General features: G+C 47.6%; 11 protein-coding genes and 2 pseudogenes. 11 read left to right on the forward strand and 2 right to left on the reverse strand.

What is annotated here, in order from left to right; translation table 11 throughout:
• The 3 genes from ACUVJL_RS25130 to ACUVJL_RS25140 all read left to right on the forward strand — a co-directional run.
• Positions 1-598 (forward strand): thioesterase domain-containing protein (locus ACUVJL_RS25130; protein ID WP_445248327.1); only part of this gene is annotated, 598 nt, incomplete at its 5' end.
• The gene (locus tag ACUVJL_RS25135) at positions 582-1,970 is read left to right on the forward strand and encodes an MFS transporter (RefSeq protein WP_445248328.1); all 1,389 of its coding nucleotides are present in this window, start codon (positions 582-584) and stop codon (positions 1,968-1,970) included. The genes ACUVJL_RS25130 and ACUVJL_RS25135, both read left to right, overlap by 17 nt.
• A gap of 366 nt (positions 1,971-2,336) precedes the next feature.
• Positions 2,337-2,678, forward strand: coding sequence for a hypothetical protein (locus tag ACUVJL_RS25140; RefSeq protein ID WP_445248329.1), 342 nt, complete (start codon positions 2,337-2,339; stop codon positions 2,676-2,678).
• Here ACUVJL_RS25140 and ACUVJL_RS25145 read toward each other — a convergent pair.
• A pseudogene (locus ACUVJL_RS25145) lies at positions 2,675-2,830 on the reverse strand (IS630-like element ISAcma34 family transposase); the annotation flags it as partial. The gene ACUVJL_RS25140 and the pseudogene ACUVJL_RS25145 overlap by 4 nt on opposite strands.
• 205 nt (positions 2,831-3,035) lie before the next feature.
• On the opposite strand from ACUVJL_RS25145, the pseudogene ACUVJL_RS25150 reads away from it, so the two are divergent.
• Positions 3,036-3,992 (forward strand): annotated as a pseudogene (locus tag ACUVJL_RS25150) (IS630 family transposase).
• Positions 3,993-4,100: 108 nt separating this feature from the next.
• Here ACUVJL_RS25150 and ACUVJL_RS25155 read toward each other — a convergent pair.
• Positions 4,101-4,268, reverse strand: coding sequence for a hypothetical protein (locus ACUVJL_RS25155; protein WP_445248330.1), 168 nt, complete (start codon positions 4,266-4,268; stop codon positions 4,101-4,103).
• Between the two features lie 503 nt (positions 4,269-4,771).
• On the opposite strand from ACUVJL_RS25155, the gene ACUVJL_RS25160 reads away from it, so the two are divergent.
• The 7 genes from ACUVJL_RS25160 to infB all read left to right on the forward strand — a co-directional run bounded on the left by ACUVJL_RS25160 (position 4,772) and on the right by infB (position 16,029).
• Entirely contained in the window at positions 4,772-7,588 is a 2,817-nt protein-coding gene (locus tag ACUVJL_RS25160) for an ATP-binding protein (protein ID WP_445248331.1), read from the forward strand.
• A gap of 20 nt (positions 7,589-7,608) precedes the next feature.
• Positions 7,609-8,985, forward strand: a complete 1,377-nt coding sequence (locus tag ACUVJL_RS25165) for a hybrid sensor histidine kinase/response regulator (protein WP_445248332.1) — start codon at positions 7,609-7,611, stop codon at positions 8,983-8,985.
• A gap of 520 nt (positions 8,986-9,505) precedes the next feature.
• Positions 9,506-9,673 carry a hypothetical protein gene (locus ACUVJL_RS25170; RefSeq protein WP_445248333.1) on the forward strand — a complete coding sequence of 56 codons (168 nt, stop codon included), beginning with the start codon at positions 9,506-9,508 and terminating at the stop codon, positions 9,671-9,673.
• Between the two features lie 326 nt (positions 9,674-9,999).
• Positions 10,000-10,467: a ribosome maturation factor RimP gene (rimP, locus tag ACUVJL_RS25175; RefSeq protein WP_172191967.1), complete on the forward strand. Its 468-nt coding sequence runs from the start codon at positions 10,000-10,002 to the stop codon at positions 10,465-10,467.
• Between the two features lie 270 nt (positions 10,468-10,737).
• The gene (nusA, locus tag ACUVJL_RS25180; RefSeq protein ID WP_445248334.1) at positions 10,738-12,021 is read left to right on the forward strand and encodes a transcription termination factor NusA; all 1,284 of its coding nucleotides are present in this window, start codon (positions 10,738-10,740) and stop codon (positions 12,019-12,021) included.
• 94 nt (positions 12,022-12,115) lie between these two features.
• Positions 12,116-12,424, forward strand: coding sequence for a YlxR family protein (locus ACUVJL_RS25185; RefSeq protein WP_445248335.1), 309 nt, complete (start codon positions 12,116-12,118; stop codon positions 12,422-12,424).
• A 401-nt stretch (positions 12,425-12,825) separates the two neighbouring features.
• Positions 12,826-16,029 carry a translation initiation factor IF-2 gene (infB, locus tag ACUVJL_RS25190; RefSeq protein ID WP_445248336.1) on the forward strand — a complete coding sequence of 1,068 codons (3,204 nt, stop codon included), beginning with the start codon at positions 12,826-12,828 and terminating at the stop codon, positions 16,027-16,029.
• Positions 16,030-16,316 lie beyond the last annotated feature (287 nt).

Below are 16,316 nucleotides of genomic sequence, written 5' to 3' on the forward strand. Positions count from 1 at the left end.
CCATTCCTTTGGCAGCTATGTAGCATTTGAGATGGCCCTACAGTTACTTCATCAGGGACAAGAGGTGGCTCTGCTCGCCATTCTGGACACAGAGGCACCGCTTCCTACAAACAAACCTGTAGAGGTTGAGCATGATGATGAGGCTAGATACTTAATTGATGTGGCAACGACCATAGAACAATTGTTGGGAAAGAACTTATCGGTATCTTACGAGGATCTTCAGCCCCTAGCTCTGGACGAGCAATTGAACTACATTCTGGAGCGGTTGAAAAGGGCCAACTTCTTCCCTCCAGAGGCTAAACTAGCGCAACTTCGCGGCCTGGTGCAAGTTTTCAAAGCCAACCATAAAACTCATTATGTGCCACACGAAGTATATCCGAATCAAATTACCGTTTTTCCTGCTAGTGAACAGTTCTGGAGTGAACAGTTCTGTGATAATCCCGCAATGGGTTGGGATAAGGTTTCTTCCGAACCCGTAGAGACCTACTCAGTCCCGGGCGATCACATCACAATGGTGACCGAACCCCACGTCCGGGTTTTAGCAGAAAAGTTAAGAGCCTGCCTCGATAAGGCACAGGCAGATGATGAAAGAAAATAAGATAACCCAACACCCTACAGCCACACATATGCGGGTCTTCATCATCATTTGGTTGGGACAGATGGTCTCGCTCATCGGCTCCGGTCTCACCGGCTTCGCGCTGGGCGTGTGGGTATACCAGCGCACTGGCTCGGTCACTCAGTTTGCCCTGATTTCTTTGTTTACGACCCTACCGGGCATTGTGATTTCCCCCATAGCAGGCACCCTTGTTGATCGCTGGGATCGGCGCTGGACTATGCTATTAGGCGACTGCGGCGCAGGTCTGAGTACCCTGGCGATCGCACTGTTGCTCTTGACCGATCGGCTTGAACTCTGGCATATCTACTTAGCCACATCCGTCAGTTCCACCTGTAGCGCCTTCCAGTACCCAGCCTATGCAGCTGCCACCACGCTGCTTGTGCCGTCGCAGCATCTCGGTCGTGCCAGTGGATTGATCCATCTGGGGCAATCCGTCGCCCGACTCATCTCACCAGTACTGGCGGGCATACTGGTCGTGACCCTTCAAATTCAGGGCGTTATCCTGCTCGACTTTGCGACATTCCTCTTCGCCCTCGTGACGCTGCTCTTGGTTCGGTTCCCCAAACCTCAACCTGAAACCACACCAGCCAGCCAAGTTGGGAAAGGTTCGCTACTACGTGAGGCTGCCTACGGTTGGACTTACATCACGGCTCGTCCTGGACTACTAGGGCTGCTGATCTTCTTGGCCACCAGCAACTTCCTCGTGGGCATCGTTGAGGTGCTAGCCACGCCACTGGTACTGTCCTTTGCCTCAGCTGCTGTACTAGGCACTGTGCTGTCTATCGGAGGCAGCGGCATGCTGGTCGGTAGTGTGGTGATGAGTACATGGGGAGGACCAGTGCGCCTCATCAAAAGCGTGTTTGGCTTCATGCTACTCAACGGACTGAGCATTGTTATAGCCGGACTGCGGCCCTCCGCCCCGCTTTTCGCTTTTGCCGCCTTCCTCTTCTTTGTCGGTCTGCCAATCATCAACGGCTCTATCCAAGTCATCTTCCAAAGAAAAGTTATGCCCGATGTGCAGGGAAGAGTTTTTGCCTTAATGAGAGCGATCACAGAATCATCCCTACCGCTGGCTTATGTCGTCGCCGGACCGCTAGCTGACCGGGTCTTCGAGCCCCTCATGACCACTGGTGGACTCCTAGCAGGAAGCATTGGACAGCTCATCGGCGTTGGACCGGGGCGCGGCATTGGTCTGATGTTCATCACATTGGGAGCGCTCACCATGCTGGTAACGGTTGTCGCCTACCAGTACCCGCGCCTGCGACTGCTAGAAGAGGAACTACCGGATGCGATCGCCAACCCAGCTGCTGCTTTAGCTGAAAACCAAGGGCAAGACCCTGCTAAAGCTAATTAGGGCTTGCTGAATAAGCGCCATCAGGTGGCGCTGCCTGAGTTTCGATCGCCAGAACGAGACTCAGGTGCAAGGAAAACAGGTAAAATGGCACAGAACCCTTGCACCACCGTTGACTTCAGGGGGCGACAAGCGCCCCTGAAGCATTACAGGCAAGCGTTTTCGCGCGCTCGACCCTGCAACAAAAATTTGAGCTTGTTGACACAAAGCTCCCAAGAGGGGAAAAAGTACCCAGTTGTGATAAAAAATAAGGGTCTCGTTAATACCACAAGACCCCAATTAATAATATGTTGCCATCATTCTATCACGATCTACTCCAAAAATATCTCACACCAGCACAATTACTTACCCTAAAAATGCTCGCACAAGTTGTTACAATCCCAGAAACAAGTCAAAATCGAACGATTAGCCGCAGCTCTGCCATTACCGATATTGCAAAGTAGTCGTCGCCGTCACATACAACGATTTTTACAGATTAAGCCACTTAGCATACTTGTGCTCTGGTTTCCGATTATCAAAGAAGCGATCTCTCATCAGCTCAAAGCCGGTACTCAATTAGTCATTGCATTGGATAGAACCCAAGGTCAAGAGTATAACGTCTTAATGGTAAGTGCGATTTATCAAAAAAGAGCTTTTCCGCTATTCTGGACGCTTTTAGAGAAACAAGGGGCTTCTAATCTAGCCGAACAGCAACAAGTATTAAGTAGTTAAGCAAAATTAATTACATAATTATCTCCAAATTCTTTAAGAATTATTTCGACAGATGAAACAAGAGATTGCCAGCTAGAGTAGGCATCTATTTCGAGCCATTCATATTTGATAAACCGCCACAAAATCTCAATTAAATTCAATTCAGGTGAATATAGCCTTTCTCAGAAAGATGAGGTATGATGTTACTGACATTCATTCATGAGGGTCAAACAGAGAACACACATCGAATGAACTATAATTATATGGTTCAGTAAAGCCACGCGAAAGCGATAGCACACATAATAGCATTTTTCTGACAGCACGATCTGGTTGACTCACAACACGTTTACTTGTACTCCTCTTCATACATTGTTAAAAATGAAAACTTATTCGATTGATTTTAGGCAAAAAATCCTTGATACTTATCATACTGAACCGATTTCACAAAAAGCAATAGCTAAGCGTTTTTCTGTAGCCCTCAGCTTTGTACAAAAATTGCTTAAACAATATCGTGAAACAAAAAACATTACTCCCCGAACTCACCGATGTGGAGTCAAAGGCAAACTGAATGCAGAGCAACTACTCATATTGGGGGAATTGATTGAATTAAACAATGATGCTACTCTTGAAGAACTTCGTTATTTACTTTATGGGAAAATTGGATTTTCCGTTAGTAGAGCGACAATAGCAAGAATGATAAAACTCTTAGATATTACTGTCAAAAAAAAACTCTCTTCCCCTCGGAAAAAGGCACCGACCGAGTTCAACTCCTGCGATGTGAGTTCTGGCAAAAAATCAAAGAGTAAGGTTTGAAAGACTTAATATTCATTGACGAATCTGGAGTTAATTTAGCAATGGTTAGGTTATATGCTAGAGCTTTGAAAGGTCAAAGAGCCAGGGGGCCAAAACCAACTTGCGCGTGGCAAAAATGTCTCAATAATTGGAGCAATGTCAGTCAAGGAAATTTTGACATCGGTTAATCTAATAGGCCCAACTGATGCAATTACATTTGAAGCTTTTATTATCAGAAAACTTGTGCCAAAACTATGGAAAGGTGCTTGTGTAGTCATGGATAATTGTCCCATTCACTTGGGAGAAGAAGTGAAAAAAGCGAGCGAAAAAAAAGGGGCAAAATTAATATACTTATCTCCTTATTCACCAGATTTTTCACCAATTGAGAATCTCTGGTCAAAGCTTAAAATTATTCTCCGTTCTATCAAGACTACTAATTATCAAGAATTAGCCAAAGCCCTAGAGTGGGCGTTCAGTCAAGTTACATCATCAAATATTTTTAACTGGTTTACACACTGCTGTTATTGTACCTCATCTTTCTGAGAAAGGCTATAGTTTCCCAGAATTAAAAGAATAGCCCTAACCCCTATCCTGTGTCATAATCCCCTCTGCAGCACCGCTTTACTTATTTTTTTCTTCCGCTATTAGCAATTAGCCATTACCCTGCTGAAACTCCTGCAAATGAAACTTGCTTGAATTGTAAAGTTTCATTTGCGATCGGCATTGTCTACCAGAGTCATCGGCAGGGTTGTGCCTCAAATCTTCAGCGCGGTAGTGAGTTACACCGCCATTAGGGTTCTCAGCGGCCTGGCGTGTCATGTTTTTAGCGTTATATCAATTTATATGTAAGTTTGAGGAAATTCTACTTTGGAGAGCCCATCTGTAAAGTAAAGTTAAAAACTACTACCAATAGCTCTAAACCAAGTAATCTATTAGATATGATTGCTAAGTGCTTTCCTAAAGGCGAAAAAGTTTTACAAAGGCTAGAAAAAAAATCAGGCGCGTCAGCATCTTTAGTTAGCTATAATTATAGCCCTCTCCGAGAAAACACGTAAGTAGCCATGCTTGTTCAAGCAAGTTACTGTCTAAAAATTTTCACTAACTACAAGAGATTGCTTTTCTATATATGGCGTTGCTTAATCAGGGTATGAAAAAAATAAGTTTAACATCCAGAAGCTTTGTGGATACTGGTTTCTATGACTGGCATATTTAGCCTTTCATACCGTAAATCAGCAACGCCCTATATATATTTCCTCAGCCTCATTGCACTAAATCCACTGAGATTTTTCAGCCAACTCGTTACCCAGGAGTAACACAAATCCATGTCACACACCTCTGCAACCACTTTCTTATCAAACCGTTCTAAAAAAAAGGTGTCCCTGCGCCTGATTTTAGTATTCCCATTCGTTCTGCAAATCTTTGCAGCCGTCGGGCTCACAGGTTGGCTATCCTTACGCAACGGACAAAAAGCAGTCAACGAAGTTGCTAGCCAGTTGCGGAGTGAAATTACGGCCCGCATCCACCAGCAGCTCAACACATACCTAGATACAGCCCCTCGCGTCAATCAACTGAATGCCAATGCCATTCGACTAGGATACTTAAATCCAGACGACTTAGAGAGTGCAGAGCGTTATTTATGGGAGCAAGTACAAGTCTTCAATTCTATACCTAATATGGGTTTTGCTACCAAAAATGGAGAGTTCATTGCCGTTGAACGTCAAGAGGATGGCAAAGTAATTTTTAAAATAGCAGACAAAGAGTATCGGAATGAACTTCATATCTATGAATCTGATAGCGAAGGCAATCAAACAAACCTCTTACAAGTCTCCCGTAACTATGATATACTCACTCGTTCCTGGTATAAAGATAGTGTACGCTTAGGCAAGCCGACATGGAGTAAGATTTTTCCGATTGTCGGTCAAAAAATGCTCTCGCTCCCCGCCGGACATCCCGTTTATGACGCAAGTGGTGAGCTAAGCGGAGTATTAGTTGCTAATTTTCTGCTCTCTTTCGTCAGTGACTTCCTGCACAGCTTAAAAATCGGACGTTCGGGAGAGACATTCATTATAGAACGTTCAGGATTTCTAGTAGCTAGTTCAAATCTCAAAGAAGCATTTATCACGAAAAATGGTAAGATGGATCGCCTAAATGCTTTAGACAGCAAAGATGATTTAATTCGGCTGACAACAGCGCATTTAAAAGAACACTTTGGCGACCTCACTAAAATTAACAGTTCTCAACAATTAGATTTTACTCTCGGCGGCCAGCGGCAATTCCTCCAAGTCATGCCATTTCAGGATAGCCGAGGCTTGGACTGGCTGATCGTGGTGGTAGTTCCTGAAAGGGATTTTATGGATCAAATTAACGCCAATACCCAGACTACCATTGTGTTGTGTTTGGGAGCCTTGGCGCTGGCTACCGTTTTAGGAATATTAACCTCACGCTGGATTACCCGCCAGATTCTCCTTTTGAGCGAAGCTTCTAGGGCAATTGCGAGTGGAGAGTTAGAGAAAAATGTGCAGGTAAAAGGCGTAGAAGAACTAGAAGTTCTGGGTCAGTCTTTTAACCTTATGGCCCAGCAGTTGCGCGAATCCTTTAAGGCGCTAGCCAAGACCAATTCAGAGCTAGAAATCCGAGTAGAAGAACGCACCGTCGAACTCACGGAAGCCAAACAAATCGCTGATACTGCCAACCAAGCTAAAAGTGAATTTTTAGCGAATATGAGTCACGAATTGAGAACGCCACTCAATGGCATTTTAGGGTACGCTCAAATCCTAGAACGATCGAAAACGATGGCTCCGAAAGAGCTCCAAGGCATCAGTATCATTCACCAGTGTGGCTCCCACCTGCTAACCCTGATCAATGACATCTTAGACCTCGCTAAAATTGAAGCCCAGAAATTGGAACTGTACGCGAAAGATTTTCATTTTCCTTCCTTTTTGCAGGGAGTCGCGGAAATCTGCCGCATCCGAGCCGAACAAAAAGGAATTTCCTTTGTTTATCAACCCTGTTCTGAACTGCCTGCGGGCATCCATGCTGACGAAAAACGCTTGCGACAGGTACTCATTAACTTACTGAGCAATGCAATTAAGTTTACCGAGTCGGGAGGGGTGACTTTTAAGATAGAACCTCTCCAAAAGGGGACAGGTGAAAACTTACAAAGCAATGAGCCAAAGCCAGCCTCACCAATTCACAAAATTCGCTTTCAAATAGAAGATACTGGCGTTGGTATGACACCAGAACAATTAGAAAAAATATTTTTTCCTTTTGAACAGGTAGGAGACAGCAAGCGTCATGCGGAAGGCACCGGACTAGGTTTAACAATTAGCCAGAAAATTGTCGAAATGATGGGTAGTACAATTCAAGTAAAAAGTCAGTCAGAATCCGGCAGTGTTTTTTGGTTAGATTTGGATTTACTGGAAGCGGCAGACTGGGCAAATACAGCCACCATTGCCAAGCTAGGAAAGCTAGTTGGCTACCAAGGTAGAAAGCAGAAAGTTTTGGTTGTGGATGACAAATGGGAAAATCTCTCAGTCATTGTCAATCTGCTCTCACCCCTCGGATTTGAAGTAACCGAAGCTAAAAACGGTCAAGAGGGTTTAGAAAAAGTAGAAGAGTTTAAGTTTGATATGATTATCACTGACTTGGTGATGCCAGTGTTAGATGGTTTTGAGATGATGCGCCGTATCCGAAATTTGCCACACTATAAAGAAGTGGCAATCATTGCTTCATCTGCCAGTGTATTTGCTACCGATCAACATAAAAGTTTGGAGGGGGGAGCCAACGATTTTCTCGGTAAGCCAGTGCAGGCAGAAGAGCTATTTGAGATGTTGCAAAAGTATTTAGAAATTGAATGGATATATGAGGAAAAAAAGCCGGAAGAAATCAGCACTATTTCCCTTTCCTCTGCTCCTCAATCACTTTCTGAATCGACCTCTTTAATAGTTCCGCCGCCCGAAGAAATTGAAATTTTATTTGAACTGGCTATGAGAGGCAACGTAAAAGCAATTGTGGAGCGCAGTGAACACCTAGAAAAATTGGATAAGCAATTTGTTTCCTTTGCTATTGAGCTGCGCCAGTTAGCCCAAGGCTATCAGGTGAAAAAAATCAAAGATTTTATTAAATCCCACAGAATCTAAAAATAATGAAGGTAGGCAATATGGAAACAAGCACCATCTTAATCGTCGATGACAACTCTAGCAATCTGGACGTGCTTTCTGAAGCCTTAGCTGGTTCTGGATGGGAGATATGGGTAGCAACTGATGGCGAAACTGCCATCGAACAGGCTGAATATAGTCAGCCTGATTTGATTCTGTTAGATGTGATGATGCCAGGAATTGACGGGTTTGAAACCTGTCATCGGCTGAAGGCAAGTCGGTTGACGCACGAAATTCCGGTGATTTTTATGACGGCTCTTTCTGACATAGGAGATAAAGTCAAAGGCTTTAATCTAGGGGCGGTGGATTACATTACTAAGCCTTTTGAACAAAAGGAGGTGTTAGCTCGCGTCAATCTCCATTTAACACTGCGTTCTTTGACTAAAACTCTCGCACAGCAAAATCTGCTTCTCAAACAGGAAATTGAAGACAGGCTCGCAGCAGAAGCAGCGTTACATCAGCTCGCGCAGGAGTTAGAAAAACGGGTGGAAGAACGAACGGCTGAACTTTCTCAAGCTTTGGATCATCTTCAAAAAGCTCAAGTGCAAATCGTTCAAAGTGAAAAGATGGCTTGTCTTGGTCAACTTGTAGCTGGGGTGGCTCACGAAATTAACAATCCAATTAGTTGTATCTCCAATAATATCCCTATTGCTAAGGAATATATTGCCGATTTGCTCGGGATGATTCGGCTTTGCCAGCACAGCGTTACTTCGACATCAGAATTTGAGGATAAGTCCTTGGAAATTGAGTTAGATTTTATTGTTGAAGATTTGCCCAAAATTATTGATTCAATGGCGGTAGGAACAGAGCGACTTTACAATCTTTCTCTGTCACTGCGTAATTTCTCTCGGTTGGATACATCGGCACTAACGCCAGTGAATATTCACGATGGGCTAGATAGTACCTTATTAATTTTAGGGCATCGACTGAAAGCTAAAGGAACTTTCCCAGAAATTGCAGTGATTAAAGAGTATGGCGAATTGCCGCTAGTCGAGTGTTATCCGGGGCCACTTAATCAGGTGTTTATGAATATATTGGCGAATGGAATTGATGCTTTAGAAGAGTATACAATCAGTTGTCCGCTGTGCGGGGAAAAGAAACAGAGCAATCACAGTCCACAGATTCGGATCTGCACTGAAATGCTTGAGGGTGACCGAGTGGTGATTCGGATTGCTGATAATGGGGTTGGCATAACTGAGGAAGTAATGCAGCATTTATTCACGCCGATGTTTACTACTAAATCAGTGGGTAAAGGGACTGGTTTAGGTTTGTCTATTAGCCGTGAGATCGTCGAAGAAAAACATGGTGGTAAGCTGACTTGCATTTCGTCGCCCGAAGGGGGGGTAGAGTTTGTAATTGAGCTTCCTATTCAGCATTAGTAATGGGGATTTTTTATGGTGAATCTTTGTTTGGCTGTTTGGTCAATATACCGTTAATCATGCGATCGGTAATGTCTAATTTACCAATCACCGTCACTGTCAGTCGATTTGAGATTTGATATCAATTCCGGTTGCATTGGAATGATTAAACCGCAGAGTACACAGAGAACGCAGAGTCTCCAGAACACAGAGATGAATACAGGACGATGAAGGGCGGATTTGATATGAGACGGGGGCGCCAGAGGTTCGGCTCGCGCGAGCTCTCGCCGTCGAGTCGCGCGAGCATCGAAGGATTTGAGATTTACTCCACAGATGAATCTGGGAGCTTGAACTAGGGTCGAAAATTTTGGGCGGATGGCGATTGGTGGTTCACAAGTATCCGTTTTTGGGCGGGGTCAAACTATTGGCTGCCTATGAAGAAGCATAGGGCTTGTCCGAACTGAAATTAGAATTTCCCATCATAAACTCCCGTATCGCAAGTTCTAGAACGCCTGAGTGCCTCACGCCCACTGTTCTAACTATGGGCGTTCGCACCCGTGAGCGGTATCAACCAGGAATTTGCCCTCGCCCCACCCCACTCCAAAACGGTGATGAAGTCGTTCTGATTCCCCCTGTGAGCTCTCCCCCTCTCCCCTCGGACACTCGCCCGAGGGCGATCGGTTTGTCACCGGGCGGGCGATCGAGCTAAACTGAGAACTGAGGCCTGCCTTCGATCGGAAGAAGTCCTCAAACTTCTTGGAAGAAATTGTTTTACCTAGGAGTGGGTCAAGCCCACTTTTTTTGTTGCATTAGTCCCAGGAAAAGAGCTCAGGGGGTCAGACTTGCAAGTTGAGGACTGATCCAGTAGGGGTAATCCCCCCGCTGGAGATCCCCTGCAGGGATGTTGGCTAAGTCCCAAAGTTGAAGAGGAAAGTCGCAGCCACCTAATCAAACCACCTCAAAGCCAAGCAATCTCAACACCAAATTTTTCCTTGCCCGTATCCGAGTTCAGGAGTTTTAACTTAAGTATTCGATATGACTCATCCCCTAATCCCACAAATCATTGACTTAGCTACCCCCGTTGCGGAAACACTGGGATTGGAAGTAGTGGGAGCAGTGTTTCACACCAACCAAAATCCTCCCGTCTTGCGGGTAGACATCCGCAACCTCCAACAAGACACCGGTTTAGCCGACTGCGAGCGCATGAGCACAGCCCTCGATGCGGAGTTAGAGGCAGCCGACATCATACCCGATGCCTACGTGCTAGAGATTTCGAGTCCCGGAATATCCCGATTGCTCAGCAGCGATCGAGAATTCATTACCTTTAAAGGTTTCCCCGTGACAGTCAAAGCCACCGAACCGGACTCGCGAATCAAAGAGTGGAAAGGACTACTCCTCTCCCGGGATGAAACAGCGGTTTATCTCAATCAAAAAGGGCGACAGGTTAAAATTCCCCGCCCTCAGATTGTCAAAGTTGAACTAGACGAAGGAAAGGAGAGGTAAAGGGAAATTTGGAGTTTTGAGTTTTGATTTTTGAGTTTTGAGATTGCCTCGCAGCAAGCTGAAAACGCTTCGCTGCGAGTTACTTTTTAACAATCACATCTTTAGCAGCGGGTTGAATAGGAACAACAAATAAATTGTTACAGCACCCTGCTTTCCTTATCCTATCCAGTAACTCATCAATCATCTGCCATCGCTTTTACTCGAAAATTCCCCAGTACCAATTACCGATTACCAGTTACTTATTACCAAAGCAAAAAAGGAGTGTTTTATATGTCAATGGTTCCCCTGCCCGGACTAAAAGAAATGGTCGAAGGTATTAGCAAAGAACGCAATTTACCGAAACACGCCGTCCAAGCAGCCTTGCGAGAAGCCCTGCTCAAAGGATACGAACGCTACCGCCGGACCCAAAAACTCGACCACTTCAGCGAAGAATACTTCGACAACTTTGATGTAGAACTCGACGCAGAACAAGAAGGTTTCCGCGTCTTAGCAAACAAAACTATTGTCGAAGAAGTCATCAATCCCGATCACGAAATTTCACTTTCTGAAGTGCAAGAAGTAGCCACGGAAGCTCAACCGGGCAGCATCGTGCTCGTAGACGTAACACCAAATCAAAAAGAATTTGGTCGCATGGCGGCCATCCAGACCAAACAAGTTCTTGCTCAAAAACTGCGCGACCAACAGCGCAAAATGATTCAAGAAGAGTTTAAAGATTTAGAAGAAACCGTTCTTCAAGCAAGAGTGCTCAGGTTTGAGAGGCAGTCGGTGATTTTAGCAGTCACCAGCAGCTTCGGTCAGCCAGAAGTAGATGCCGAACTCCCTAAGCGGGAACAGTTGCCCAACGACAATTACCGGGCAAACGCTACATTCAAGGTTTATCTCAAAAAAGTAGGCGAAGGCTCAACTCGTGGGCCGCAGTTACTTGTTTCTAGAGCCGACGCAGGTTTGGTGGTTTACCTGTTTGCTAACGAAGTACCAGAAATAGAAGACGGGGTGGTGAGGATTGTCGCCGTAGCCAGGGAGGCAAATCCGCCCTCCCGGCACGTCGGCCCCCGGACTAAAATAGCAGTTGATACTCTCGATCGCGATGTAGATCCGGTAGGAGCCTGCATCGGAGCGCGGGGATCGCGGATTCAGGTAGTAGTCAACGAATTGCGCGGCGAAAAAATAGACGTGATCCGCTGGTCTCCAGACCCAGCAACTTATATTGCCAACGCTCTGAGTCCCGCTAGAGTAGATGAAGTGCGTTTAGTTGCTCCAGAAGGCAGGAGAGCTCACATTTTGGTCGCTGAAGACCAACTGAGTCTTGCCATTGGCAAAGAAGGTCAGAACGTGCGCCTCGCAGCCCGCCTAACTGGTTGGAAAATTGATATCAAAGATATTGCTAAGTACGATCGCGCGGCCGAAGACAGCAAATTGGCAGCAGAAGCAACCAGGCTCGAAGAACTAGCAGGCGACTACGACGCAGACGAAGCAGGCGACTACGACGAGGAAACCGCAGAATTTGATGAAGAGGAGGCAGCCGCCACGGAGGAAACCGAAGCCGCCGTCTAAAAACTGTGACATTCACAATATTTTCTCTCGAAGGGAGACAAGGAGGACTTGTCCCCTACTCCCCCCTCTCCCCCTACTCCCCCTTTCACAAGAAATGAAACCGAACTACCGGTGCTGTGCAAGTTGTCGAAAAATAGCTCCTAAGGAAGCTTTTTGGCGAGTAGTCAGGCTCTATCCTTCTCATCAGGTACAATTAGATAGTGGCATTGGCCGTTCGGCTTACCTTTGTCGGGAAGCCGAATGCCTCAAAGCAGCTCAGAAAAAAAATCGACTTGGGCGATCGCTCAAAGCGCCTGTGTCTGACGAACTGTACCAAACACTTTGGCAGCGTTTAGCCACATCTGAGTGTAAATCTGACCGTACATCTGACACCATCCCGGGCCGGGCGAAAAACCGACAATAGTTCGGCCTCGACTGTATAAACCCTCTTGGCAGCCCTACCAGTAATTACCGGTAGCGCCAGCTCTAAAACCCCAATCCGATCTGCCCACCAGTCTGGAAAGATTTGTGTCAGATTAGATAAGGGTAGGGTACTAGCAGAGGTATCCTCAAGGTGGAAAAGCAAACTTTGAAGCTTGAGAGAGTGGCAGTTGCCAAAATTCAGACTTCAGAGTTCCAAGTTCCTAAAAAGACTTGAGAATTCTCCAACCGCAGACTTCAGCGAGTTGCATCTTTTAGATAAAATTGCTGAGCGAGTACCAAAACCCCGATTCCTGACACTGAATCAATCACAGCGAATGATGTCGTCATTAGAACAAAAAATCACAATGTAAAAACTGGTTGGCACAAAAGAGGGCAGAGTGGATGAACAACGGCAAAGTAAGAATTTACGAATTATCACGGGAACTAAATTTGGATAATAAAGACATCTTGGCAGTATGCGAGCGGCTCAATATTTCAGTCAAGAGCCACAGCAGCACAATTACAGAATCCGAAGCAGAGCGCATTCGCAAAACGGCGGAAAAATACGTAGCCAGTAGCCACTCTTCCCCCGGCAAGCCAGCTCCACCCGAAAGAGCAGCAGCGCCATCTAGAGAATCTGGCCCTCACCCTAACGACCAACAAAAAAAGCAGCAAATTTTAGAAATACGCAGTCCAAAAGTACGGCCGGCTGGTGCTTCCTCCCAGCCTGCAGGCAACGAGGAGAACAAAAACCAGCCCGCGGCAACCGTGGCAACTCCTCCCAAGTCGCCTGCAGCTCAACAACTCCAGCCTCCAGCTAAACCGAATATCAATCGACCTGTACTGTCGAAGCCAAATGTCGCTGTCCCGGCGGCTCCGTCAGAAACAGCGTCAGAAACAGTGTCGGAAACAGTCTCGGAAACAGTCTCGGAAAATGTAGGTGCGATCGCCCCGGAAACAACCGCCCAGGCTCAGGCACCTACAGCACCTCAACCGCCGTCGGAAAAGGCTCCCGAACGCACCAAGCAACCGCCGATCGCCCCCCCTGCGCCGTCGGCCAAACTCACGTCGCCGCCAGTCAGAGGGGCATCCGAGTCGGCTAGCCGTACCCCACAAAATCTGGGAAACAAGCCGGTACTCAAACTTGCAAGAACCGAGCAAGACCAATCAGGACAGTCAGAAACTCTGGAAGCGCCGGCTAAACCGAGCCGCCCCAGCAGACCTACACCGGGAGGTACCGAATCCCGCGACGCGCAAAGACCGCGCCGGGAAGGCGCTGGTGGCCCAGTCAAAACTCCACTGGCCGATCGACCCCAGCCCGGTGGCCCGCGCCGGAGCCTTGCCCCCGCAACGTCAGCTACCGGGCTGCGTAGCCGCGGCGGTGACACCGGAGCCATAGGGGATGACACGGATGACAATGAAGAAGATAATACGCCGTTGCTGGAGATTCCTCTCCTCGAAAGGCCCTCCCTCCCTCGTCCTGCCAAAAAGACATCGGTCATTTGGGAAGAAGATGATGACGAAAACTCAGATGCTGCCAAAGCTGCCAAGGCAGTTAAGGCAAAACGTTCTCGCCTCAAACCCATAGACGAGGATGACGATGACTTAGAAAACGGCTTGGATCTGCCAGCACCAGTCACGGTCAGCCTGTCCCTAGCCCGCCCAGCTAAAGCCAAGGGACAAACAGCACCAAAGTCAACACCAACTCCGGGCGCACCCGGAAACAGTGGAAAAAATAAGAGACCGGGTCCTTCTCACGATAAAAGTTCTTCTTCAGGTTCGACCGGGGGACGCAGCAACCGGGGCAAAACAGCAGAAGCTAAGGTAGAACGTCCAGAAAAGCTGTATCTAAGCAGGCCGATGACCGTTCAGGAACTAGCAGTTACTCTGGCTGTTCCGGAAACCGAAATTATTAAGCGGCTGTTCTCTAAAGGCATTGCGGTCAACATTACCGAAACCCTGGACATTCCAGCGGTGAGGATGGTAGCCGAAGAAATGGGCGTAGAGGTGGAAACCCCAGAAAAAGTAGCCCCAGCTATCAAAGTGATCGAGATGCTGGACGCAGCCGATTTGGAATACCTCGAACGCCGTCCGCCAGTGGTAACGATTATGGGACACGTGGATCACGGCAAAACTACCTTGCTCGACTCGATCCGCAAAACAAAGGTGGCTCAGGGAGAAGCTGGGGGTATTACCCAGCACATCGGTGCTTACCACGTAGATGTGGAACACGACGGCAAGAGCCAGCAGGTGGTATTTTTGGATACGCCCGGCCACGAAGCCTTTACAGCGATGCGGGCTCGGGGAACACGGGTTACGGACATCGCCATCTTGGTGGTGGCGGCCGACGACGGCGTGCGACCCCAGACAATTGAAGCGATCAGCCACGCGAAAGCGGCGAAAGTGCCAATAGTCGTGGCTATCAATAAAGTAGACAAGGAGGGTGCTCAGCCGGAACGGGTGAAGCAAGAGCTTACTGAGTACGGCTTGGTCGCAGATGACTGGGGCGGTGATGTCACGATGGTGCCAGTCAGCGCGATCCGAGGCGAAAACCTCGATACGCTGTTGGAAATGATTCTGACAGTCGCGGAAATGGAAGACCTCAACGCTAACCCGCACCGACCGGCTAAGGGTACTGTGATTGAAGCTCACCTCGACAAGGCAAGGGGGCCTGTGGCAACTCTGCTGGTGCAGAACGGCACTCTGCGAGTGGGCGATATTGTGGTCGCAGGCTCGGCTCTGGGCAAGGTGCGGGCAATGATCGATGACCGGGGCGATCGCGTAGAGCAAGCAACTCCATCCTTCGCGGTGGAAGTGCTAGGGCTGCGGGAAGTTCCTCGCGCCGGAGACGAGTTTGATGTCTTCGCAAACGAAAAAGAAGCAGCGGCGATCGCCTCTGGAAGAGCTACATCCCAACGAGATTCCCGCCTGCTGCAAGGCGGCCGGATCAGCCTCAGCGGCTTCTCTCAACAAGCTAAGGAAGGCGTTCTCAAGGAACTCAACTTGATCTTGAAGGCAGATGTCCAAGGCTCCCTCGAAGCAATTGTCGGCGCTCTGACTCAACTTCCTCAAAAAGAAGTTCAACTCCGACTGCTGCTATCTGCTCCTGGGGAAATTACAGAAACGGATATTGACCTGGCAGCAGCCAGCAATGCTGTGATTATCGGGTTCAATACTACTCTCGCCACCGAGGCTCGCCTCGCGGCTGACCAAGCGGGCGTAGACGTGCGGGAATACAGCATCATCTACAACCTCTTGGATGACATTCAAGGCGCGATGGAAGGTCTGCTGGAACCCGAACTGGTGGAAGAACCTTTGGGTCAAGTCGAAGTGCGCGCTGTCTTCGCGATCGGTCGCGGGGCTGTGGCTGGATGTATGGTACTCTCTGGCAAAGTCATCCGTAACTGCAAGGTGCGGGTGCGCCGCGGCAACAATGTCGTTTACGAAGGTGTCCTCGACTCCCTCAAACGGATGAAGGAAGATGCCAAGGAAGTCAATGCTGGCTTTGAATGCGGCATTTCCTTGAGCGGGTTTAGCGACTGGGCCGATGGGGATATTATTGAAGCCTACCGGATGGTTACTAAGCGCCGGACTCTATCTCAATAGTTTTGAGCTGTGAGTGTTGAGTTGGAAGAGAAGTTTTGGGTAAAGGCAACTAAATTGCCGATCGCTCGCCACTATAGCAATCCTAAATCAGTTTCAATAACTGGTTAACTGGTTCCCAAGCTCTGCCTGGGAACCAATGTCCAGAGGCTCTGCCTCGGCCCAGACTATGGAGGCAGAGCCTCCGGATATGCGTTACCAGGCTCTGCCTGGTAACGAGTATAATCATTTAGGATTGCTGTATTCTCTTCACTCAATACTCCCAAACTCATTACTGGCAACTTTTGTTT

The organism is Microcoleus sp. OTE_8_concoct_300 (genome assembly GCF_031383065.1).
In the GTDB taxonomy this organism is placed as follows: Bacteria; Cyanobacteriota; Cyanobacteriia; order Cyanobacteriales; family Microcoleaceae; genus Microcoleus.

Bases quoted from the DNA above. Each gene is read 5' to 3' on its own strand.
- ACUVJL_RS25135 (WP_445248328.1), top strand. From the start codon at position 582: ATGATGAAAGAAAATAAGATAACCCAACACCCTACAGCCACACATATG.
- ACUVJL_RS25155 (WP_445248330.1), bottom strand. From the start codon at position 4,268: ATGACACGCCAGGCCGCTGAGAACCCTAATGGCGGTGTAACTCACTAC.
- ACUVJL_RS25160 (WP_445248331.1), top strand. From the start codon at position 4,772: ATGTCACACACCTCTGCAACCACTTTCTTATCAAACCGTTCTAAAAAA.
- ACUVJL_RS25165 (WP_445248332.1), top strand. From the start codon at position 7,609: ATGGAAACAAGCACCATCTTAATCGTCGATGACAACTCTAGCAATCTG.
- ACUVJL_RS25170 (WP_445248333.1), top strand. From the start codon at position 9,506: ATGGGCGTTCGCACCCGTGAGCGGTATCAACCAGGAATTTGCCCTCGC.
- rimP (WP_172191967.1), top strand. From the start codon at position 10,000: ATGACTCATCCCCTAATCCCACAAATCATTGACTTAGCTACCCCCGTT.
- nusA (WP_445248334.1), top strand. From the start codon at position 10,738: ATGTCAATGGTTCCCCTGCCCGGACTAAAAGAAATGGTCGAAGGTATT.
- ACUVJL_RS25185 (WP_445248335.1), top strand. From the start codon at position 12,116: ATGAAACCGAACTACCGGTGCTGTGCAAGTTGTCGAAAAATAGCTCCT.
- infB (WP_445248336.1), top strand. From the start codon at position 12,826: ATGAACAACGGCAAAGTAAGAATTTACGAATTATCACGGGAACTAAAT.